The sequence below is a fragment of the Tsukamurella sputi genome (assembly GCF_007858445.1).
GTDB lineage: Bacteria > Actinomycetota > Actinomycetes > Mycobacteriales > Mycobacteriaceae > Tsukamurella > Tsukamurella sputi.
In genome coordinates this window covers 180,886-200,829 of the sequence record NZ_VIGV01000005.1, presented here as the reverse complement: position 1 = coordinate 200,829, position 19,944 = coordinate 180,886, and the positions used below count along the sequence as shown (strand labels likewise).

Genomic DNA, 19,944 nt, shown 5'->3' with positions numbered 1-19,944 from the left:
GGGGCGGGTTCGCGGCCGACGATCGATCCATGGACGGTGGAACAAGGACGACCGCCACGGACGTGGCACCCGAGCGGCGGCTGCGCGCCGCGCGCCCCGAACCCGCGCGCGGCAGGCCCGTCGGCGGCTGGATCCGGGACCTCGTGGTCACCACGGATCACAAGACGATCGGTGTCATGTACATCGTCACGTCGATGCTGTTCTTCTTCGTGGGCGGCCTCATGGCGCTGGTCATGCGCGGTGAGCTCGCGGAGCCCGGCCTGCAGTTCCTCTCCACCGAGCAGTTCAATCAGTTGTTCACCATGCACGGCACCGTGATGCTGCTGTTGTACGCGACCCCGATCGCGTTCGGCTTCGCCAACTACCTCGTGCCTCTGCAGATCGGCGCGCCCGACGTCGCGTTCCCCCGGCTCAACGCCGTCGGGTACTGGCTGTACCTGTTCGGCGGCCTCACCGCGTCCGCGGGCTTCATGGTCCCCGGCGGCGCGGCCGACTTCGGCTGGACCGCGTACACCCCGCTGTCCGACGCCGCGCACAGCCCGGGCGTCGGCGGCGACCTGTGGTTGATGGGGCTCACGGTCGGTGGGCTCGGGACGATCCTCGCGTCGGTGAACATGGTCACCACGGTGCTCTGCCTGCGTGCGCCCGGGATGACGATGTTCCGGATGCCGATCTTCACGTGGAACATGTTCGTGGTGAGCGTGCTCGCGCTCATGATCTTCCCGTTGTTGGCGTCCGCGCTCGTCGGACTCGAGGTGGACCGGCAGTTCGGTGCCCACCTGTTCGACCCGGCGAACGGCGGAGCGCTCCTGTGGCAGCACCTGTTCTGGTTCTTCGGCCACCCCGAGGTGTACGTGCTGGCGCTGCCCTTCTTCGGCATCGTCTCGGAGATCTTCCCGGTGTTCAGCCGCAAGCCGATCTTCGGCTACAGCGGCCTGGTCATGGCGACGCTCGCGATCGCCGCGATCTCGATGGCCGTGTGGGCGCACCACATGTACGCCACCGGCGCGGTGCTGCTGCCCTTCTTCAGCTTCATGACCTTCTTGATCGCGGTGCCCACGGGCGTGAAGTTCTTCAACTGGATCGGCACGATGTGGAAGGGGACCATGACTTTCGAGTCACCGATGCTGTTCTCGATCGGCTTCCTCGTGACCTTCCTCTTCGGCGGCCTCACCGGCGTGCTGCTCGCGTCCCCGCCGCTCGACTTCCACGTCTCCGACACGTATTTCGTGGTCGCCCACTTCCACTACACGCTCTTCGGCACCATCGTCTTCGCGGCGTTCGCGGGCATCTACTTCTGGTTCCCGAAGGCCACGGGGCGCATGCTGAACGAGCGGCTCGCGCGCTGGCACTTCTGGCTCACCTTCATCGGCTTCCACGCCACGTTCCTGGTGCAGCACTGGCTGGGCGCCGAGGGCATGCCGCGCCGGTACGCGGACTACCTCGACACGGACGGCTTCACCACGCTGAACCAGATCTCGACCGTGGGCGCGTTCATCCTGGGCGCATCGACGCTGCCCTTCGTGTGGAACGTCTTCACGAGCTACCGCTACGGCGAGGTCGTCACGGTCGACGATCCGTGGGGCTTCGGCAACAGCCTCGAGTGGGCCACCAGCTGCCCGCCGCCGCGGCACAACTTCACCGAGCTGCCGCGCATCCGCTCCGAGCGCCCCGCGTTCGAGCTGCACTACCCGCACATGGTCGAGCGCATGCGGGCGGAGAAGCACAACGCGCGTTAGCGGGCCGGGACGTACGTCACGACGCCGCTCCACGGCGTCTCGCCCGGGTTCCGGGGATCGGGCTGAGGTCCCGCAGCCAGACGGTGCGCCTCGGGCGAGTCCAAGCGGCCGAGGGCCACCGCCGCGGGGAAGAGCGGCTCGATGTCGCGCGCGGTCCAACCGCGCTGCTCGAAGTGGGCGGCCCCGTCGGCAGGGAGGAACCGCCACGGGGCGCGGCGCAGGATGCCCCGATTCCGTTCCGCCATCACCGATCCCACCCCGGCGGCGCTGAGGTCGAGGCACCAGCGATCGACCCCCGCCGCGAGCAGGGTGTCGGCGAGGGTGTCGGCCTCGTCGGGGGAGAGGTACATGACCAGGCCCTCGGACAGCGCCAGGACCCGACGGTCCGCGAGCCCGCCCAACAGGTCCGCGAAGCCCACGCCGGCCAGATCCAGCGGCACCCGCCGCAGTCGGCATCGGGGCGTCTCCGTCGCGAGGACGGCGGCCTTGTGCTCGATGTTCGTAGGGAGGTCGATCTCGATCCACTCCAGGTCGGCGGGAAGATCGAGCCGGTAGGGGCGGGCATCGAGGCCCGCGCCGAGATTGACCACGGTGTCGCAGCCGTCGGCGATCGCGGCGGCCACCGCCCGGTCGAGGAGCACCGTGCGGGCGGTGAGGTACCAGGCGTCGCCCCCACCGGCGGCGGGCGCCGCGCCGTCCGCGATGGCGCGCCCCGTCGACCCCGCGAGGCGCGCGGCGAACGGGTCGCGGAACAGGGCGTCCGGACGCGCGGATTCCACGGCGCGGTGGTGCGCGGTCCAGCGGGCGGTGTCGTCGACGGCGCCGATGAGCGAGTCCATGTCCATCTCCTCTATAGAAGTAGAGTGCTCTATGGTTATAGAGGAACGGACGTGGGAGGGCAAGTGGACGAGCGACGGACGGCGATCTGCGAGGCGGTGCTCGACCTCGCCGCCGAGGGTGGCAATCGCGCGGTGACGCACGGGGCCGTCGACCGGCGGCTGGAGCTGCCGAAGGGCTCGACCTCGTACTACTACCGCACCCGGTCCGACCTGCTGCGCGCCGCGATCGGCCGGCTCGCGCAACGCTCCCGCGCGGCCTTCGACGCCGGGTTGGGCGGGCGCACCGTCGACCCGGAGGCGGCGGCGGACCTGATGGCCGGACAGCTCGACCTGCTGCTGCAGGCGCGTCGTCGGGACGCGCTGGCCCGGTACGCGCTCGCGCCGGACGCCGCCGCCGAGGGGCTGGCGGAGGGCCTCGCCACCTGCCTGTTCTCCGTCCCACTCGCGACGGATCTGTTCCGCGGCCTCGGTGCTCCGGAGCCGGGAGCTGCCGCGGCTGATCTGGTCAGCCTGCTCGAGGGGCTGCTCTTCGACCGGCTCTACGGCGCGCGGTCGCTCGGGCCCGCCACGACCGAGCAGGAGAGCCTCGCGGACCTGCGTGGGCCGATCCGGCGGGCGTTAAACTACGGCCCATGACCTACGGCACCCTGATTCTGCTCCGTCACGGCGAGAGCGAATGGAACGCGTCCAACCAGTTCACCGGCTGGGTCGATGTGGCGCTGACGGAGAAGGGGCGCGGCGAGGCCGCCCGTGGCGGCGAGCTCCTCAAGGAGGCGGGCCTGCTGCCCGACATCCTCTACACCTCGCTGCTGCGCCGCGCGATCACCACCGCGAACATCGCGCTGGACGCCGCCGACCGGCACTGGATCCCCGTCGTGCGCGACTGGCGCCTCAACGAGCGCCACTACGGCGCGCTGCAGGGTCTGAACAAGGCCGAGACCAAGGACAAGTACGGCGACGAGCAGTTCATGCTGTGGCGCCGCAGCTACGACACCCCGCCGCCCGCCATCGACCCGGCGAACGAGTACAGCCAGACCGAGGACCCGCGCTACGCCCACCTGCCGAAGGTGCCGCTCACGGAGTGCCTGCTCGACGTGGTCAAGCGCTTCGTCCCCTACTACCAGGCCGTCATCGAGCCGCAGGTGGCGCAGGGGAAGACGGTGCTCGTGGCCGCGCACGGGAACTCCCTGCGCGCGCTGGTCAAGCACCTCGACGGCATCTCCGATGCCGACATCGCCGCGCTGAACATCCCCACCGGCATCCCGCTGACCTATACCTTCACCGAGGACGGCGCCGTCGCCAACCCGGGCGGCACCTACCTCGACCCCGAGGCCGCGGCCGCGGGCGCCGCTGCGGTCGCCAACCAGGGCGGCAAGTAGCACCACGGACGAGGAAGGGGCGGTGCCGAGAAATCGGTACCGCCCCTTCAGTCTTTCCTCAGGCTCCGATGTGACGGAGACGATAGGTTGGACGACATGGCTGACGTGACCGTGACCCACTCCCCGGAACAGGAGCGCTACGTGCTCACCGTCGACGGCGAACAGGCGGGCTATCTCGACTACGTCGACGAGACGGACGTGCGGCTGCTCACCCACACCGTCGTCGACGCCGAGTACGGCGGTAACGGCTACGCGGCGGTCCTCACCCGGGCCGCGCTCGACGACGTCCGCGACTCCGGCAAGAAGGCCCGTGCGGTCTGCTCGTACGTCGCGAGTTACGTCGCCAAGCACCCCGAGTACGCCTCCGTTGTCGAGGACGCCGCCGAGCGGTAACCCGTTGTTCACCAGTCGTTCCCGATGTGAAGAATCGCCGGCGAACCTGGGTACACTGACCGCGTGACTGTGGTCCTCTGTGCGGTGTCCGCCCTGGTGGGCGCCCTCATCGGATGGCTCGCTCGTCGCGTCCGGCAGCGGGTGACCACTGCCGTCCCGACCGGCCCGACCCGCATGACGGTGGCGGAACTGCACCGCGCGGTGATCCGCGACTCGCCCACCGGGCTCGTCGTCGTGGACGGCTTCCGCGACGTGATCCTCTGCAACGCCCGCGCCGAGGAGTTCTCCCTCGTCCGCGAGCAACTCCTCGACGACCGCGTCTGGGAGGCCGCCTCCCGCGTCCTCGAATCCGGGGTGCCGCGCACCGTCGAACTGGCGGTGACGAGGCGCTCCGACCGCGCGACCATCGCGGTGCGCTGCCGGGTCGACCTGATCGAGGGCCAGGAACCGGACGAGCAGTACGCCGTCGTCTACGCCGACGACGACACCGAGAACCAGCGCATGGAGGCCACCCGCCGCGACTTCGTGGCGAACGTTTCGCACGAACTGAAGACGCCCGTGGGTGCGATCGGTCTGCTGGCCGAGGCTCTGCTCGAATCCGACGACGATCCGGAGGCGGTGCGGCACTTCGGTTCCCGCGTGCTCGTCGAATCCACGCGCATGGGCAACATGGTCAACGAGCTGATCGCGCTCTCGCGGCTGCAGGGCGCGGAGAAGCTCCCCGATCTCGGCAGCGTCGAGGTCGACGACGTGGTCGGCGAGGCCGTCGCGCGGGCACAGGTCTCGGCCGAGGCGAACAACATCTCGCTCATCGTCGACGAGCCCTCCGGCCTCGAGATCCGCGGCGACGACACCCTGCTGCTCACGGCGCTGTCGAACCTCATCTCGAACGCGATCGCCTACTCGCCGCAGAACACCCAGGTCTCGATCAGCCGGCGTCTGCGTCCCGCCGCGGACCCCGACGGTGCCGCGTCGGTCGAGATCGCGGTCACCGACCGGGGCATCGGCATCGCCCCCGAAGACCAGGAGCGCGTCTTCGAGCGCTTCTTCCGCGTCGACAAGGCGCGGTCCCGGATGACGGGCGGGACCGGCCTCGGTCTCGCCATCGTCAAACACGTCGCCGCGAACCACGGCGGCACCATTAAGCTCTGGAGCAAACCGGGCATGGGATCGACCTTCACGCTGGTACTGCCGGCGTCGGTCGAGCCGGGCGCGGATCCTGCGGAGCGCGATGACCACAGTGAGGATGTACTGCGGTGACACACGTACTGATCGTCGAGGACGAGGAGTCGCTGGCCGACCCCCTCGCGTTCCTGCTCCGCAAGGAGGGGTTCGAGACCACCGTCGTGGGCGACGGGGCCGAGGCGCTGCGGCACTTCGACGCCGCCGGCGCCGACATCGTCCTGCTCGACCTCATGCTGCCCGGGATGAGCGGCACCGACGTGTGCAAGCAGCTGCGCGCACGCTCGTCGGTCCCGGTCATCATGGTGACCGCGCGCGACAGCGAGATCGACAAGGTCGTGGGCCTCGAGCTGGGCGCCGACGACTACGTCACCAAGCCCTACTCGGCGCGCGAGCTCATCGCCCGCATCCGCGCGGTCCTGCGCCGCGGTGCCGACACGGCCGCCGCGGACGGCCTCGACGACGGCGTCCTCGAGGGCGGCCCGGTGCGGATGGACGTCGAGCGGCACGTGGTCACCGTCGGGGGAGAGGTCGTGACCCTCCCGCTCAAGGAGTTCGACCTGCTCGAGTACCTGCTGCGCAACAGCGGCCGCGTGCTCACGCGCGGTCAGTTGATCGACCGCGTCTGGGGCGCCGACTACGTGGGCGACACCAAGACCCTCGACGTGCACGTCAAACGCCTGCGCAGCAAGATCGAGGCGGATCCGGCCAACCCGAAGCACCTGGTCACCGTCCGCGGCCTGGGTTACAAACTCGAGCCCTGAGCGGCTACAGCTCCACGTACTTCATGTCGTAGCTCTGCCGCTCGGTCGCGGCGGCGGTGGCCGGATGCACGGCGACGAGCCGGTCCTGGCGGGCCTCGCACTCGCGAGCGAGCGCGGCGTAGGCCTCCTCGCCCAGCAACTCGGTCAGCTCCGGGGCGTAGCTCTGCCACACCTGCTGCGCGCCGACGTGCGCCTCCGGCGAGCCCGTGCAGTACCACTGCAGGTCCAGCCCGCCCGCGCCCCACCCGCGGCGGTCGTACTCGCCGATCGTGGTGCGCAGGATCTGCTCGCCGTCGGGGCGCTCGATCCACTCCTGGGTGCGCCGGACGGGCAGCTGCCAGCACACGTCGGGCTTGACGGTGAGCGGCTCCACGCCGGTCCGCAGCGCCATGGCGTGCAGGGCGCAGCCCTCACCGCCGGGGAAGCCGGGCCGGTTGAGGAAGATGCAGGCACCGTCGTACCTGCGGGTCCGCAGCGCGGGCTCGTCGTCGAGGTCGTCCTCCTCGAGGTACCCCTTCTTCCCCAGGCCTTTGCCGCGGAACTGCCAGTCGTCGTCCGTGAGCTTCGCCACCGCCTTCTTGAGGCGTTTCCTGTCGTCCTTGTCTGAGAGGAAGGCGCCGTGGCTGCAGCAGCCGTCCGTCTCCCGGCCCGGCTCGATGCCGTGGCAGGAGGCGGTGCCGAACATGCACGTCCAGTGCGAGAGCAGCCACGTCAGGTCCGCGGCGATGAGGTGGTTGGGGTCGGCCGGGTCCGGGAACTCCAGCCACTCGCGCGGGAAGTCCAGCGGGACCTCGGGCGCGGGGCGCCCCATCGGCTGAGCGGCGGACCGCCGCACGCCGGGCATCGGAAGGTCGGTCACAGGGGCCACCGTAGTCGGGTCTAGATTGGCGGGGTGAGATTGGGAGTCCTCGACATCGGGTCCAATACGGTGCATCTGCTCGTGGTCGACGCCCACTGGGGCGCGCACCCGACTCCGATGAGCTCCACCAAGGCCACTCTCCGCCTGGCCGAGAAGATCGAACCCAGCGGCCGGCTCAGCCAGGCCGGCGAGGACGCGCTCGTCGCCTCGGTCGAGGAGTTCACGAAGATCGCGCGCAGCTCGGGCTGCTCCGAGGTGATGGCCTTCGCCACCTCCGCGGTCCGCGACGCGAGCAACACCGACACGGTGCTCGCCCACGTCAAGCAGGCCACGGGCGTCGACGTCGAGGTGCTCTCCGGCGCCGACGAGTCGCGCCTCACCGCGCTCGCCGTGCGGCGCTGGTACGGCTGGAGCGTCGGTCGCGTGCTCAACATCGACATCGGCGGCGGCTCGCTGGAGATGAGCAACGGCGTCGACGAGGAGCCCGACGTGGCGCTCTCGCTGCCGCTGGGCGCCGGCCGGATCACCCGCGAGTGGCTGCCCGACGATCCGCCCGGGCGGCGCCGGGTGGGCATGCTCCGGGACTGGCTCGACGCGGAGATCGCGCCGGCCGCCGAACGCCTGCAGGCCGTCGGCACACCCGACCTGGTGGCGGGGACGTCGAAGACGATGCGCACACTGGCCCGCCTGACCGGCGCCGCGCCCTCCTCCGCCGGGCCGCGCGTCAAGCGCACGCTGACGGCGCGGGGGCTCAGTCAGCTCATCGCCTTCATCAGCCGCATGACCGAGGCCGACCGGCGCGAGCTGGACGGGCTCAGCTCCGACCGGGCCGGCCAGATCGTGGCCGGCGCGCTGGTCGCGGAGGCCGCGATGCGGGCGATGAAGGTGGAGGCCCTCGACATCTGCCCGTGGGCGCTGCGCGAGGGCGTGATCCTCCGTTACCTGGACACGCAGGCCGGGTTCACGCCGGAGAACGGGGCGAAGTCCCATTAAGGGTACGAAGTAACATCGTGCACCGCCGCGTGTGCCGCCGAGGTTGCGGCGCGGTGTACACGTAGAATCTGCTTGAGACCACATAGGCGTGAGTGGCGGGTGTGACAATTCCGGCACGCGCAGGGCCCACGAGGCCGACGAGCCACAGGACGGTGACGTGCATGAGCGAGGAGCGAAGGATTTCGCTGGCGGAGCTGCTCGCCAGGGAAGGCGGCGCCCCGGCCGCACCTGCGGGCGGACGCCGCCGACGCCACCGCGGCGGGGAGAACTCCATCACCGTCGCCGAGCTGACGGGGGAGATCCCCGTCGTCCGTGACGACCAGCCCGCGCCGGGCGCGCAGGCACCCGCCGCGCCGGCGGCCGCGGCGTCGCCCGCCGCCCCCGAGGCCGTGGCCCCCGAGGCAGTGACGCCGGAGACCGTCGAGCCCGAGGCAGAGGCCCCGCGGGGCGCTGCGCCCGTCGCCGAGGCCGAGTCCGACGACGAGCCGATCACCTCCTCCTTCCTCGCCGCCGCCGTGGCCGACGCAGGTCCGGCCCCGGCGAAGGAATCGCCCGCCGAGCCCGAGCCGGAGGTCGAGGTCGTCGAGGCTGAGGCCGAGGTCGAGTCCCCCGTCGAGCCCGAGGCCCCCTCCGGGCGCCCGTCCCGGCGCGGCGGACTGCTCCGCTGGAACCGCGGGTCCGGCGCGGAGACCCCGCAGGAACCCGGCGAATCCGCTCCGGTCGAGGAGGTGGCCGACGTCGCCGCCGAGCCCGCGGCCGCCGCGGCGCAGGCCGAGGACGGCACCGACTACGCGTGGTCGCGCTGGGACCAGGCCGAGGCGCCGATCATGGCGACCGCCGACTTCAACACCGCCCAGGTCCGCGAACGGCAGTCGCGGTTCGCCGAGATCGAGGCCGACGACACCGTCGACGTGCGGCCCGTCGCCGTGCCGGACGCGGACGTGGCCTCCGATGCGCCCGTCGCCCCCGACACCGCGTCGATGAGCGCCCAGCAGATCGACGAGGCGCGCGCCGCCGAGACCCCCGACTTCCTCGCGACGCCGGGCGACGCCGAGGACGCCGACGAGAAGGCACCGTCGAGCGGCAAGGGCCGGGGCTGGCTCGCCCTGGCCGCCGAGGTCGTGCTCGGCCTCGCCGCCGGCGCCGGCCTGTTCTACGGCTTCTTCAAGCTGTGGAACTGGGGCGGCGGCAAGGCGACGATCGCGCTGGCCACCGTGCTCGCGTTCATCGTGATCATCGCCATCGTGACCTTCACGCACTACCTGCGCAAGACCACCGACTACCTGACGTTGGGGCTGGCGCTGTTCGTGGGACTGGTGATCACCTTCGGCCCGCTGTTGATGGTGCTCGGCTCCAACTGAGTACTGTCGGCGAGGTGAGCGGGATCGCGGTCGGGCTGTCGACGGCCTCGGTCTACCCCGAGAAGCTCGAGGACGCCTTCCGCTACGCCGCCGAGACCGGGTACGACGGTGTCGAGCTCATGGTCTGGCACGAGTCGGCCAGCCAGGACATCGCCCACGTCGCGGGCCTGTCCATGCGCTACGACGTGCCGGTGCTGTCCGTCCACGCGCCCTGCCTGCTGATCAGCCAGCGCGTCTGGGGGCCGGACCCCATGGCGAAGCTCGGGCGGGCCGTCACGGCCGCGGAGGACCTCGGCGCGGACACCGTCGTCGTGCACCCGCCGTTCCGCTGGCAGCGGCGGTACGCCGAGAACTTCGTCGACCTGGTGAGCGAACTCGAGGACGGCACCGACGTCGCCGTGGCCGTGGAGAACATGTTCCCGATGCGGCTCGACGCCTTCTTCGGGCGTCGCGGTGAGGCGGTCGAGCGACTCAAGCGTCGGGGCCACCCGGGCACCGCGGTCTCGGCCTTCGCACCGTCGATCGACCCGACGGACGTGGGCTATGCGCACTACACGTTGGACCTCTCGCACACGGCGACCGCGGGCGTCGACGCCCTCGAACTGATGGACCGGATGGGTGACGGTCTGCGCCACCTGCACCTCACCGACGGCCTCGGCGCGGCCGTCGACGAGCACCTCGTGCCCGGTCACGGCACCCAGCCGGCCGCCGAGGTGTGCCGCCGGCTCGCGGCGTCGGGCTTCGACGGCCACGTGATCCTCGAGATCGCGACCGGCTCGGCGAAAACGCCCGAGGAGCGACGTGCGATGCTCACGGAGGCGCTGGGATTCGCGCGGGAGCACCTGCGCACCGACCCTGCCGCCTGACGTCGGGCACCGCGGGTGCCCCGGTAAGGAGAGCGCACAGATGGCTTTGTTCGCGGACCTCGTCTCCGTTGCGAAGGCCCCCGGCGGATACACCGCCGACATCGACCCCACCTGGACGGTGGGCACCAAGGTGCACGGCGGAGCACTGCTCGCCGTGATCGCCGCGGCCGGACGTGCCGCCTACCTCGACGACGGGGGCGATCCCGAGGTGACGCCCGTCGTGATCTCCGCCGAGTACCTCGGCGCACCCGACGCGGGGCACCTCGAGCTGCGGACCGACGTGCGCAAGCGCGGCCGCACCACGTCCTTCGTCAACGTCGAGGCGGTGCAGGGCGACCGCGTCTACGTGCAGGCCGCGGTGACCCTCGCGCGCCGCGACGAGGGCGAGGAGCGGTACGCCGAGGCGCTGCCGCTCGACGCGATGCCGCCGACGCCGCCGCCCACCGCGCTGGCCTGGGACCCCGAGCATCCGGCGGCCAAGATCTTCAAGGTCGGCCGCGTGGCCGAGGTGCACTACGACCCGTCGACCCTGCCCGTCATCGAGGGACGCACGGGTCCCGCCGAGACCCGCGGCTGGGTCCGCCTGCGCGAGGAGCCGCTGTCGGGCCTGTTCGCGCTGCTCGCGACCGACATCTCGCTGCCCGTGGTCGCGAACCTCGGCGGCGTGGGCTGGGCGCCCACGATCACGCTGACCGCCTCGGTGCGGCGCGAGCCGGTGAACGGCTGGCTGCGGTTCCGCGCGTCGGCGCCCGTCGTCGGGCAGCGCTGGTTCGAGGAGGACCACGTCCTCGTCGACGAATCCGGGCACGTCGTGGCGACGTCCCGGCAGCTGGCGATGATGCCGGCCCCGAAGTCCTGACCCCAACCTGATCGAGGAGCACTGACATGGATGGTCGTATCGCGCTGATCGGCGGCGGACGGATCGGCGAGGCGCTGCTCGGCGGCCTCGTCGCGGCCGGGCACGAGCCCGGCGCCCTCACCGTCGCCGAGCCGCACTCGGGCCGCGGCGGGGAACTCGCCGAGCGCTACGGGGTGTCGACGGTGACCACGGTCGGGGAGGCCGTCGACGGGGCCGACCTCGTCGTGATCGCGGTCAAGCCCGACGTGGTCTCGGCGATCCTGCCCGACGTGGCCGCGGCGCTGCGTCCGGGCGCCGTGGTCGCATCGGTGGCCGCGGGCGTGCCCACGACGGTCTACGAGGCGGCCCTGCCCGCCGGGACGCCCGTCGTGCGGGTCATGCCCAACACGGCGATGCTCGTCGGCAAGTCGATGAGCGGGATCTCCGGCGGGCGCGACGCCGGCGAGGCGCACGTGGGCCTCGTCCGCGAGGTGATGGAGGCCGTCGGGCAGACCCTCGTCGTGCCCGAGTCGAAGCTCGACGCCCTCACCGCGCTGTCCGGCTCCGGGCCCGCCTACGCCTTCCTGGTGGCCGAGGCGATGATCGACGCGGGCGTCGATCTGGGCCTCACGCGGGACCAGGCGACGACCCTCGCCACGCACACGATCGCGGGCGCGGGTGCACTAATGGTTGAGACTTCTTCGTCGCCCGTCGAGCTCCGGGCGGCGGTGACTTCGCCGGGCGGCACGACGGCCGCCGCGATCCGCGAACTGGAGAAGAATGGCCTCCGACCTGCGTTTTACGCGGCGACGAGGGCCTGCGCCGAGCGATCGGCCGAGCTCGGGAAGCTCGGGTAGAAGCTTCGGTTAGCTCACTCCCGTCGCATTATTCCCATTGGTACCGCTAAGCTGCTCGAAGCACGTGCGTGTCAGGTCCGCCGGAGGGGAAGCCGGCGGCGCGACATGTGCCGGAGGTTAGGGATTACATGGCGTCTGCAAACAAGAACACCAAGCCCGCCGAGATCGGTGCCGGAGCTCAGGCTCCCCAGGCAGCCGGCTCGTCGTTCCTGACGGTGGCCGAAGTGGCCACCCTCATGAGGGTGTCGAAGATGACGGTCTACCGCCTGGTGCACAACGGGGAGCTCCCCGCGGTGCGGGTGGGGCGGTCCTTCCGCGTCCACGAGAAGGCGGTCCACGACTACCTCCAGACCTCGTTCTTCGACGCGGGATAAACCCTCGTCGGAGGACGTCAGCGGCAGCGGCGGCACGGGCGGATTTCGCCTGGGTCGCCGCGCCGGGTAGAGTAGAAGCCTGCTGCGTGGACGCGGGGGCTCTTGTACGTACCCGGCCGCCGCGCACCGAACATGGCAATTCGATAGAGAGACGTGAGGAACCCATGGGTTCAGTGATCAAGAAGCGCCGCAAGCGCATGTCGAAGAAGAAGCACCGCAAGCTGCTCCGCCGCACCCGGGTGCAGCGTAGGAAACTCGGCAAGTAGGCCTTCTGGTCACACTTTCATGAGAGCCCGCCCAGGACATGGGCGGGCTTTCGTGTTTCCGGTTACCCTTCAGTAATGAGTGAGTCGGTCGTCAGCGCGCCGCGCGTCGTCATGGTGACGGGCGCCTCCACTTTCGTGGGCGGCTACCTCGTGCGCCGGCTCGCGCAGCGGCCGGACATCGAGCGGGTGATCGGGGTCGACGCGGTCCCGCCCACCAAGACGATGCACCGCCGCATGGAGCCCGCGGAGTTCATCCGCGTCGACTACCGCAGCCACATCTTCGGCAAGATCATGGCGACCAACGAGGTCGACACGGTGGTCCACTGCTCCACGTCGGTCACCGACAACCACTTCCCGTCGGCGTCCACCAAGGACGCGATCGTCTTCGGTTCCATGCGGGTCTTCGCCGCGTGCCAGAAGTCGGAGACGGTCAAGCGTGTGATCATGCGCTCGTCGACGCAGGTCTACGGCTCGCGGTCGCGCAACCCCGCGCTCATCACCGAGGATCTGGTGGGCGGTGCCGCGGCCAGCGGTCACCCGCGCGATCTGCTCGACGCCGAGGCCTACGCGCGCAGCATGGCCCGCCGGCGCTCCGACCTGGACCTGACGGTGCTGCGGCTGGCCCCGATCCTGGGGCCCAACATCGAGACCCTGTTCGGCTCGCTCTTCGAGCGGCCGGTCGTGCCCTCGATCATCGGCCGCGACGCCCGCCTGCAGCTGCTGCACCAGGACGACGCCCTCGCCGCGCTCGAGCACGCCGTCGTGGCCGGGAGACCGGGCACGTACAACATCGCCGGTGACGGTGCGATCTCCATGTCGCAGGCCATCCGGCTGGCCGGCCGCGTGCCGCTCCCGGTGGTGAAACCCGCGTTCGGGCCGGCCGTCGCCGCGATCCGGGGCCGCGGGCGCACCCCCACGGACACGGTGCAGCTGGCCTACCTCAGCTTCGGCAACGCCTTCGACACGACGCGGATGCGGCGGGAGCTCGGCTTCGAGCCGCGCTTCACCACGCGGCAGGCGATGGAAGACGTCGCCCGCCACGGGCCCGCAGAACCTACAATCGGTGTGGATTCGTTCCTGAGCGCCGAGCAGCGGGTGGTCTCGCTCGCCCGGAGGTTCGCGGGAACCGGTTCTCAGTACGGCACGGCTGGACGGTAGACACATGACCAACGCTTCAGGCTCACAGCACGCGAAGGTGCTGCAGCTGCCCGTGTCCATCGACACCGCTCGCACCGAGGGGCGCGAGCGCGCGCAGCAGCGGCACCCGTCGGCGCTGACCGGCACCCCGGCGTCCGCGGCCTCGCGCCGCGAGGCCACGGTGCACGCCCTCAACCCCGACTACATCGCCGCCGCGCAGCCCGACGAGCCCGGTCCGGGCTGGCGCGAGCGCGCCGCGGAGTCGGTGATCGACGGTGCCGCCTTCGTCCGCGAGCGACTCACCGGCGACTACGACATCGACCCCTTCGGCTTCGATCCGCACCTCACGGACGCGGTCTTCCTGCCGGCGCTGCGGCCCGTCTACGACAAGTGGTTCCGCGTGGACACCACCGGCGCCGACAACCTGCCCCGCGAGGGCGGAGCGCTGCTCGTCGCCAACCACTCGGGCGTCATCCCGCTCGACGGCCTGATGTCGGCCGTCGCGGTGCACGACAACCATCCGGACCAGCGCCATCTGCGGCTGCTCGCCGCCGACCTGGCTTTCGAGTACCCGTTCATCGGCGAGGTCGCGCGCAAGTTGGGCGCCACTGTCGCGTGCAACGCCGACGCGGAGGCGCTGCTCACCCGCGGTGAGCTGGTGGCGGTGTGGCCCGAGGGCTTCAAGGGCATCGGCAAGCTCTACCGCGACCGGTACAAGCTGCAGCGCTTCGGCCGCGGCGGCTTCGTGACCGCGGCGATCCGCGCCCAGGTGCCGATCATCCCGGTGTCGATCGTCGGGGCGGAGGAGACCTACCCGATGCTGGCCGACGTGAAGCCCGTCGCGCGCCTGCTGGGCCTGCCCTACGCGCCGATCACGCCGCTGTTCCCGTGGTTCGGCCCGCTGGGCATGGTGCCGCTGCCGTCAAAGTGGCACATCGAGTTCGGCGAGCCCATCGCGACCGACCGCTTCACCGAGGCCGACGCCGACGACCCCATGGTCGTCTTCGAGCTCACCGACAACGTGCGCGAGACCATCCAGCAGTCGCTGTACCGCATCCTCGCGCGCCGGAAGAACATCTTCCAGGACTTCTAGTTCGACGATGCCGTCCGGCCGACGGTGCCGTCCGGCCGACGGTGCCGTCCGGCCGACGGTGCCGTCCCGGCCGGTGGGCTGGCGGCGGACCGCGGTCCACAGATCCGTTCTGCTTCTTCATAACGTTGCAACGCTATGAAGAGCTGGAACCGATAGCGGCAGATCCTGGAGTCGGCGAACCGCATCGAGATTCCCGAGCGTGAGCCAGAATGCAGTGGACGGCGTGGGGGCGCCGACGGGGGTGCGCATGACTGAGAACGAGCCGGTCGAGTTCCGGCACCGCAACGAGTTGGTGGCGTTGGGCGCGACGGATCGGCAGATCCGCGGCTGGCGCCGGAAGAACGCGATGACCCGGGTGTGGCGCGGCTCCTATCACCTGGGGGCGAAGCTGCCGCCGTGGGAGGAACTGCGGATCAGCGCGCTGGCCGCGGCGCAGCGATCAGGGGAGTCGGTGGTGCTCAGCTACGCGGCCGCGGCGGCGGTCCTGGGGATGATGGTGCTCAATTCCGATTGGCAGACGGTCGATTTCACCACTGACGGCGTGCGTGGTGGAACGAAGCGGGGGCGCCGCAGGCTGCACGTCCGCCGACTCGATGCGGAGGACGTCGTGGTGGTCGACGGGGTGACGATCACGTCGATCGCGCGGACCGCTCTCGACCTCGCGCTGGCCGGCGACTTCGTGGCGGCGGTGTGCGCCTTGGATGCGGCGTTGCGGATGGGCGTCACGCGGGAGGAACTGGAGGCGGCGATCGGCAGGCTCGGCCGGCGGCGGGGGAGCGCGAATCTGCTCGCGGCGCTGGCAGAGGCGTCGCCGTTGTCGGAGTCGGTCGGCGAGTCCCGCAGTCGGGCGCTGATGCTCAAGTGGCCCGAGATCCCGCGTCCCCAATTGCAGCGGGAGTTCTTCAATCCAGCGGGCGCTCTGGAGGCGCGTGTCGACTTCCTGTGGGCCGAGCGTGTGGTGGGCGAGTTCGACGGCAAGGGCAAGCAGGGGAACGGATTCACCTCGGAACAGAGGATCCAGCGCGACAGCCTGCTGATGGGGCGGAACCTGTATGCGACGCACTGGGACTGGGAAGACTGCGAGGAACCCGATCGCCTCCGGAACAAGCTGCACGACGCCCTCGAGCCCTTCGGCCTACTGCTCGACGGAGCTTCCCGCTATCGGTCCTGATTCTTCATAACGCTGCAACGTTATGAAGAATCGGAAGCGATCTGTGGACTGCGGTCCGCCCGGTGAGACGGCCACGGGCCAGCGAGGGCACCGTCGAACTCGAGGGCTCAGTCGTCGCTGAAGTGCTTGATCAGCGCGGCCGCGCCGCCGATGGCGACGCCGACGCCGATGGCGGTGGGGACGCCGATCTTGGCGGCCTTGCGACCGGTGCGGTAGTCGCGGATCTCCCAGCCCCGCACCCGCGCGACATCGCGCAGATCCGAATCCGGGTTGATGGCGACGGCCGTGCCCACCAGGGAGAGCATCGGCACGTCGTTGTGCGAATCGCTGTAGGCGGTGCAGCGCTTGAGGTTGAGGCCCTCGCGGATCGCCAGCGATCGCACGGCGTGCGCCTTGCCGAGGCCGTGCAGGATGTCGCCCACGAGCTTGCCGGTGAACACCCCGTCCTGCGACTCCGCGACGGTGCCCAGCGCGCCGGTGAGGCCCAGCCGGTCCGCGATGGTCTGCGCCAGCTCGACGGGGGTGGCCGTCACCAGCCACACCTGCTGCCCGGCGTCGAGATGCATCTGCGCCAGCGCGCGGGTGCCCGGCCAGATCTTGTCGGCGATGATCTCGTCGTAGATCTCCTCGCCGACGGCCTTGAGCTCCTCCGTGGACCGCCCGGCGATGAAGGACAGCGCCTTCTCGCGGCCGGCGGCCACGTCCTCGCTGTTCTCCTTGCCGGTGAGCCGGAACTTGGCCTGGGCCCAGATGGCGGACGCCAGATCCGAGTAGGAGAAGTAGTTGCGTGCCGCGAGGCCGCGGGCGAAGTGCACGATCGACGCGCCCTGCACCATCGTGTTGTCGACGTCGAAGAAGGCGGCGGCGGTCAGGTCGGGCGGCACCTGCCCGTCCTCGCGCCCCTCCTTCTCGAGCAGCAGCGAGTGGGCGGCGTCGGCGCTCGCCTCGCCCGCCGCACTCTGCCGACGTTCCTCGGCGCTGGCCTGGTCGGACAAGGGCACCTCCCGCTTCGCGTGATTCCCCTCAACCTTAGCGGCGCGGGGCTGCGCCGGGGTGGGACACTCGGCACATGGCCGTGATCACTCTGCTCACCAGGGAGGGCTGCGGGATGTGTGCCCGCGCCCACGACCAGCTCACCGCGCTGGTCGACGAACTCCGCGCCGCGGAGCGCCCCGTCGACTACCGGCAGCTGGACGTCGACGCGCCCGGCAACACCGAGTACCGCGGGGAGTACGGCGACATGCTGCCGGTGGTGTTGCTCGACGGTGCCATGCACAGCTATTGGGACGTGGATGTCGTAGGGCTGCGCGCGGAACTCGGCCCCTGATTGGCCCGCGGCTGTGGGAAGCGGACATTCCGCAGCTGCGAGCCGATATCCTGGGGTGATCGACCACTGCGGGTGACCGGGCGTCACCCGTACGGGTGAGCTGAGGCTGTGCGCGTTTTCCCATTTCAGGGGATGCGGAGTACCGTGCCTTAACGGGAAACTACGGACTGTAGTTGCCCGCAAAGATCTTCGAAGGAGCAGCGAGGGTGTCGGTTCTGCTGTTCGGCGCGTCGCACCGCAGCGCGCCGGTGTCGGTGCTTGAGAAACTGGCGATCACCGAGACCGATCGTCCCAAGGTGCTGGCGCAGCTCATGGAGTCGCCTCACATCGACGAGGTCATGGTGGTCACCACCTGCAACCGCGTCGAGATCTACGCCGTCGTCGAGGCCTTCCACCCCGCGCTGGAAGCGGTCTCCGACGTGCTCTCCGCCCGCTCCGGCCTCACCATTAACGAGCTCAGCAAGCACGCCTTCGTGCGCTACTCCGAGGCCGCCGTCCAGCACCTGTTCTCCGTCGCGAGCGGCCTCGACTCGATGGTCGTCGGCGAGCAGCAGATCCTGGGCCAGATCCGCGGCGCCTACGCCGCCTCCGACGAGCATCAGGTCGCGGGCCGCGTCGTCCACGACCTCGCGCAGCGCGCCCTGCACGTGGGCAAGCGCGTGCACACCGACACCGGCATAGACAAGGCCGGCGCCTCCGTCGTCTCCGTGGCCCTCGACCGAGCGCAGGCCATCCTCGGCGCGCAGGGCGGCTCGTTGCAGCGCGCCGTGGTCGTCGGTGCCGGCGCGATGGGCGGCCTCGGCGTCGCGCACCTGGCCCGCGCCGGAGCCTCCGACGTCACCGTCGCCAACCGCACGCAGGACAAGGCGCAGCGCCTCGCGCAGGCCGCCCTCGACGCCGGGGTAGACGGTGCGCGGTCCGTCGCCATGGACGGCGTGGTCGCCGCCCTCGCCGACGCCGACGTGCTCATCGCCTGCACCGGCGCCGTCGGCAGCGTCGTGAGCCTCGCCGACGTGCATTCCGCGCTGGCGCAGCGCACCGTCGGCACCGATCTCGTGGTGTGCGATCTCGGCCTGCCCCGCGACGTCGACCCGGCCGTCTCCGGACTGCCGGGCGTCACGGTCATCGACATCGACGCCCTCTCCCGCGAGCCGGGCACGCAGGCCGCCGAGGAGGACGCTGAGAAGGCGCGCCGCATCGTCTCCGACGAGCTCGCCGAGTACCTGTCCGCGCAGCGCTCCGCCGAGGTCACCCCGACGGTGACGGCGTTGCGCCGTCGGGCGGCGGAGGTGGTGGAAGCCGAACTGCTGCGGCTGGATTCGCGCCTCCCGGGGCTGGAGGGAACGGACCGGGACGAGGTGGCGCAGACGGTGCGCCGCGTCGTCGACAAGCTCCTGCACGCCCCCACCGTGCGCGTCAAGCAACTGGCGGCCACGCCCGGCGGCGACTCCTACGCGGAGGCGCTGCGCGAGCTCTTCGAACTGAAGCCGGGCGCCACGGGCGCCGTGTCCGCGACCGAAGGATCCGACGACCGAAGTGTCTGAAGTGACCACGCCCTCCGTTCCGAACCCCATCCGCATCGGCACCCGCGGGTCGCTGCTGGCGACCACGCAGGCCGGTACCGTGCGCGACGCGCTGATCGCGGCGGGCCACCCCGCCGAGTTGGTCATCGTGACCACGCCGGGCGACCTGAGCGCCGCGCCGGTCGAGCAGATCGGCGTGGGCGTCTTCACCTCCGCGCTGCGCGATGCCCTCGCGAACGGCGAGGTCGACGTGGCCGTGCACTCGTACAAGGACCTGCCGACCGCGCCCGACGACCGGCTCTCGATGCCCGCCGTGCCGCCCCGTGAGGACTCGCGGGACGCGCTGGTGGCGCGCGACGGCATGGTGCTGGGGGAGCTGCCGGCGGGTTCCGTGGTGGGTACGTCCAGCCCGCGGCGGGGCAGCCAGCTTACTGCACTGGGTCTGGGTTTGGAAATCCGCCCCCTACGAGGCAACCTTGACTCTCGGTTACGCAAAGTAGCGGACGGTGAACTCGACGCGATCGTGGTCGCCCTCGCCGGACTCAAGCGGATCGGTCGCCAGAACGAGGTGACCGAGGCGCTCGATCCGGTGCAGATGCTGCCGGCGCCCGCACAGGGCGCACTCGCGGTGGAGTGCCGACGCGACGATGCGGAACTGCATTCCGTGCTCTCCGGTCTGGACGATCCGGTCACGCGTGCGGCGGTCACCGCCGAGCGTGCCCTCCTCGCCGAACTGGAGGCAGGGTGTACCGCGCCCGTCGGTGCGATCGCGGAAGTCGTCGAGTCCCTCGACGACGACGGTCGGATCTTCGAGGAGCTGTCGTTGCGCGGCATCGCGCTGGCGGCGGACGGCTCCGACTCGGTCCGGGCCTCCGTGGTCGGTCCGGTGGGCGAGGCCGGCGCGTTGGGTATCGCGCTGGCACGGGAGCTGCTCGACCTGGGCGCACGCGACCTGCTCGCGTAGCACCCGCAACTACTGGGAG

22 protein-coding genes are annotated in these 19,944 nt (G+C 70.8%); 19 read left to right on the top strand and 3 right to left on the bottom strand.

Going from position 1 to position 19,944, the window contains the following annotated elements; translation table 11 throughout:
- Positions 1–29 precede the first annotated feature (29 nt).
- On the top strand, positions 30–1,739 hold the full coding sequence (gene ctaD / locus FK268_RS17250) for an aa3-type cytochrome oxidase subunit I (RefSeq protein ID WP_146436288.1): 1,710 nt from the start codon (positions 30–32) through the stop codon (positions 1,737–1,739).
- On the opposite strand, the gene FK268_RS17245 is transcribed toward ctaD, so the two are convergent.
- Positions 1,736–2,578 (bottom strand): class I SAM-dependent methyltransferase, encoded by an 843-nt coding sequence (locus FK268_RS17245; RefSeq protein ID WP_231707123.1) that lies wholly within the window; start codon positions 2,576–2,578, stop codon positions 1,736–1,738. The genes ctaD and FK268_RS17245 overlap by 4 nt on opposite strands.
- A gap of 51 nt (positions 2,579–2,629) precedes the next feature.
- Here FK268_RS17245 and FK268_RS17240 point away from each other — a divergent pair, with 51 nt between their 5' ends.
- The 5 genes from FK268_RS17240 to FK268_RS17220 all read left to right on the top strand — a co-directional run bounded on the left by FK268_RS17240 (position 2,630) and on the right by FK268_RS17220 (position 6,296).
- Positions 2,630–3,214, top strand: a complete 585-nt coding sequence (locus FK268_RS17240) for a TetR/AcrR family transcriptional regulator (protein ID WP_231707122.1) — start codon at positions 2,630–2,632, stop codon at positions 3,212–3,214.
- Positions 3,211–3,957, top strand: coding sequence for a phosphoglyceromutase (locus tag FK268_RS17235; protein ID WP_146436284.1), 747 nt, complete (start codon positions 3,211–3,213; stop codon positions 3,955–3,957). Before FK268_RS17240 ends, FK268_RS17235 begins: the two co-directional genes overlap by 4 nt.
- Positions 3,958–4,053: 96 nt before the next feature.
- Entirely contained in the window at positions 4,054–4,350 is a 297-nt protein-coding gene (locus FK268_RS17230; RefSeq protein WP_146436282.1) for a GNAT family N-acetyltransferase, read from the top strand.
- 63 nt (positions 4,351–4,413) lie between these two features.
- Entirely contained in the window at positions 4,414–5,610 is a 1,197-nt protein-coding gene (locus FK268_RS17225) for a sensor histidine kinase (RefSeq protein ID WP_146436280.1), read from the top strand.
- Positions 5,607–6,296 carry a response regulator gene (locus tag FK268_RS17220; protein ID WP_146436279.1) on the top strand — a complete coding sequence of 230 codons (690 nt, stop codon included), beginning with the start codon at positions 5,607–5,609 and terminating at the stop codon, positions 6,294–6,296. Before FK268_RS17225 ends, FK268_RS17220 begins: the two co-directional genes overlap by 4 nt.
- Positions 6,297–6,300: 4 nt before the next feature.
- On the opposite strand, the gene FK268_RS17215 is transcribed toward FK268_RS17220, so the two are convergent.
- Complete coding sequence (locus FK268_RS17215) at positions 6,301–7,140, bottom strand: DUF3109 family protein (RefSeq protein ID WP_438696001.1); 840 nt, start codon at positions 7,138–7,140, stop codon at positions 6,301–6,303.
- Positions 7,141–7,188: 48 nt separating this feature from the next.
- Between FK268_RS17215 and FK268_RS17210 the strand changes: the two genes are divergently transcribed.
- From FK268_RS17210 to FK268_RS17165, 10 genes are all read left to right on the top strand, one after another.
- Positions 7,189–8,148, top strand: a complete 960-nt coding sequence (locus FK268_RS17210) for a Ppx/GppA family phosphatase (RefSeq protein WP_146436277.1) — start codon at positions 7,189–7,191, stop codon at positions 8,146–8,148.
- Positions 8,149–8,309: 161 nt separating this feature from the next.
- Entirely contained in the window at positions 8,310–9,509 is a 1,200-nt protein-coding gene (locus tag FK268_RS17205; RefSeq protein WP_146436275.1) for an Rv0497 family membrane protein, read from the top strand.
- 14 nt (positions 9,510–9,523) lie between these two features.
- Entirely contained in the window at positions 9,524–10,375 is an 852-nt protein-coding gene (locus FK268_RS17200) for a sugar phosphate isomerase/epimerase family protein (RefSeq protein ID WP_146436274.1), read from the top strand.
- Between the two features lie 40 nt (positions 10,376–10,415).
- Entirely contained in the window at positions 10,416–11,234 is an 819-nt protein-coding gene (locus tag FK268_RS17195; protein WP_146436272.1) for a thioesterase family protein, read from the top strand.
- 26 nt (positions 11,235–11,260) lie between these two features.
- Positions 11,261–12,070 (top strand): pyrroline-5-carboxylate reductase, encoded by an 810-nt coding sequence (gene proC / locus FK268_RS17190; RefSeq protein WP_146436270.1) that lies wholly within the window; start codon positions 11,261–11,263, stop codon positions 12,068–12,070.
- A 128-nt stretch (positions 12,071–12,198) separates the two neighbouring features.
- Entirely contained in the window at positions 12,199–12,444 is a 246-nt protein-coding gene (locus FK268_RS17185; RefSeq protein ID WP_068523814.1) for a helix-turn-helix domain-containing protein, read from the top strand.
- Positions 12,445–12,608: 164 nt separating this feature from the next.
- Positions 12,609–12,710, top strand: a complete 102-nt coding sequence (locus tag FK268_RS17180) for a 30S ribosomal protein bS22 (protein WP_003402602.1) — start codon at positions 12,609–12,611, stop codon at positions 12,708–12,710.
- 75 nt (positions 12,711–12,785) lie between these two features.
- Positions 12,786–13,868 carry an NAD-dependent epimerase/dehydratase family protein gene (locus FK268_RS17175; RefSeq protein ID WP_146436268.1) on the top strand — a complete coding sequence of 361 codons (1,083 nt, stop codon included), beginning with the start codon at positions 12,786–12,788 and terminating at the stop codon, positions 13,866–13,868.
- A 4-nt stretch (positions 13,869–13,872) separates the two neighbouring features.
- A complete protein-coding gene (locus FK268_RS17170; protein ID WP_146436266.1) occupies positions 13,873–14,940 on the top strand; it encodes a lysophospholipid acyltransferase family protein in 1,068 nt (355 codons plus the stop codon).
- A 247-nt stretch (positions 14,941–15,187) separates the two neighbouring features.
- Complete coding sequence (locus FK268_RS17165; RefSeq protein ID WP_146436264.1) at positions 15,188–16,111, top strand: type IV toxin-antitoxin system AbiEi family antitoxin; 924 nt, start codon at positions 15,188–15,190, stop codon at positions 16,109–16,111.
- A gap of 107 nt (positions 16,112–16,218) precedes the next feature.
- On the opposite strand, the gene FK268_RS17160 is transcribed toward FK268_RS17165, so the two are convergent.
- Entirely contained in the window at positions 16,219–17,106 is an 888-nt protein-coding gene (locus tag FK268_RS17160) for an HAD family hydrolase (RefSeq protein WP_146436324.1), read from the bottom strand.
- 74 nt (positions 17,107–17,180) lie between these two features.
- On the opposite strand from FK268_RS17160, the gene FK268_RS17155 reads away from it, so the two are divergent.
- The 3 genes from FK268_RS17155 to hemC all read left to right on the top strand — a co-directional run bounded on the left by FK268_RS17155 (position 17,181) and on the right by hemC (position 19,925).
- Positions 17,181–17,438, top strand: a complete 258-nt coding sequence (locus FK268_RS17155; RefSeq protein ID WP_146436262.1) for a glutaredoxin family protein — start codon at positions 17,181–17,183, stop codon at positions 17,436–17,438.
- A 206-nt stretch (positions 17,439–17,644) separates the two neighbouring features.
- On the top strand, positions 17,645–18,982 hold the full coding sequence (locus FK268_RS17150; protein WP_146436261.1) for a glutamyl-tRNA reductase: 1,338 nt from the start codon (positions 17,645–17,647) through the stop codon (positions 18,980–18,982).
- Position 18,983: 1 nt separating this feature from the next.
- Positions 18,984–19,925 (top strand): hydroxymethylbilane synthase, encoded by a 942-nt coding sequence (hemC, locus tag FK268_RS17145; protein WP_146436259.1) that lies wholly within the window; start codon positions 18,984–18,986, stop codon positions 19,923–19,925.
- Positions 19,926–19,944 lie beyond the last annotated feature (19 nt).

What these genes read in the sequence shown, in the direction of transcription:
- ctaD (WP_146436288.1), top strand. Translation starts at nt 30, where the DNA reads ATGGACGGTGGAACAAGGACGACCGCCACGGACGTGGCACCCGAGCGG.
- FK268_RS17245 (WP_231707123.1), bottom strand. Translation starts at nt 2,578, where the DNA reads ATGGACTCGCTCATCGGCGCCGTCGACGACACCGCCCGCTGGACCGCG.
- FK268_RS17235 (WP_146436284.1), top strand. Translation starts at nt 3,211, where the DNA reads ATGACCTACGGCACCCTGATTCTGCTCCGTCACGGCGAGAGCGAATGG.
- FK268_RS17230 (WP_146436282.1), top strand. Translation starts at nt 4,054, where the DNA reads ATGGCTGACGTGACCGTGACCCACTCCCCGGAACAGGAGCGCTACGTG.
- FK268_RS17215 (WP_438696001.1), bottom strand. Translation starts at nt 7,140, where the DNA reads ATGCCCGGCGTGCGGCGGTCCGCCGCTCAGCCGATGGGGCGCCCCGCG.
- FK268_RS17205 (WP_146436275.1), top strand. Translation starts at nt 8,310, where the DNA reads ATGAGCGAGGAGCGAAGGATTTCGCTGGCGGAGCTGCTCGCCAGGGAA.
- FK268_RS17195 (WP_146436272.1), top strand. Translation starts at nt 10,416, where the DNA reads ATGGCTTTGTTCGCGGACCTCGTCTCCGTTGCGAAGGCCCCCGGCGGA.
- proC (WP_146436270.1), top strand. Translation starts at nt 11,261, where the DNA reads ATGGATGGTCGTATCGCGCTGATCGGCGGCGGACGGATCGGCGAGGCG.
- FK268_RS17185 (WP_068523814.1), top strand. Translation starts at nt 12,199, where the DNA reads ATGGCGTCTGCAAACAAGAACACCAAGCCCGCCGAGATCGGTGCCGGA.
- FK268_RS17180 (WP_003402602.1), top strand. Translation starts at nt 12,609, where the DNA reads ATGGGTTCAGTGATCAAGAAGCGCCGCAAGCGCATGTCGAAGAAGAAG.
- FK268_RS17175 (WP_146436268.1), top strand. Translation starts at nt 12,786, where the DNA reads ATGAGTGAGTCGGTCGTCAGCGCGCCGCGCGTCGTCATGGTGACGGGC.
- FK268_RS17170 (WP_146436266.1), top strand. Translation starts at nt 13,873, where the DNA reads ATGACCAACGCTTCAGGCTCACAGCACGCGAAGGTGCTGCAGCTGCCC.
- FK268_RS17165 (WP_146436264.1), top strand. Translation starts at nt 15,188, where the DNA reads ATGACTGAGAACGAGCCGGTCGAGTTCCGGCACCGCAACGAGTTGGTG.
- FK268_RS17155 (WP_146436262.1), top strand. Translation starts at nt 17,181, where the DNA reads ATGGCCGTGATCACTCTGCTCACCAGGGAGGGCTGCGGGATGTGTGCC.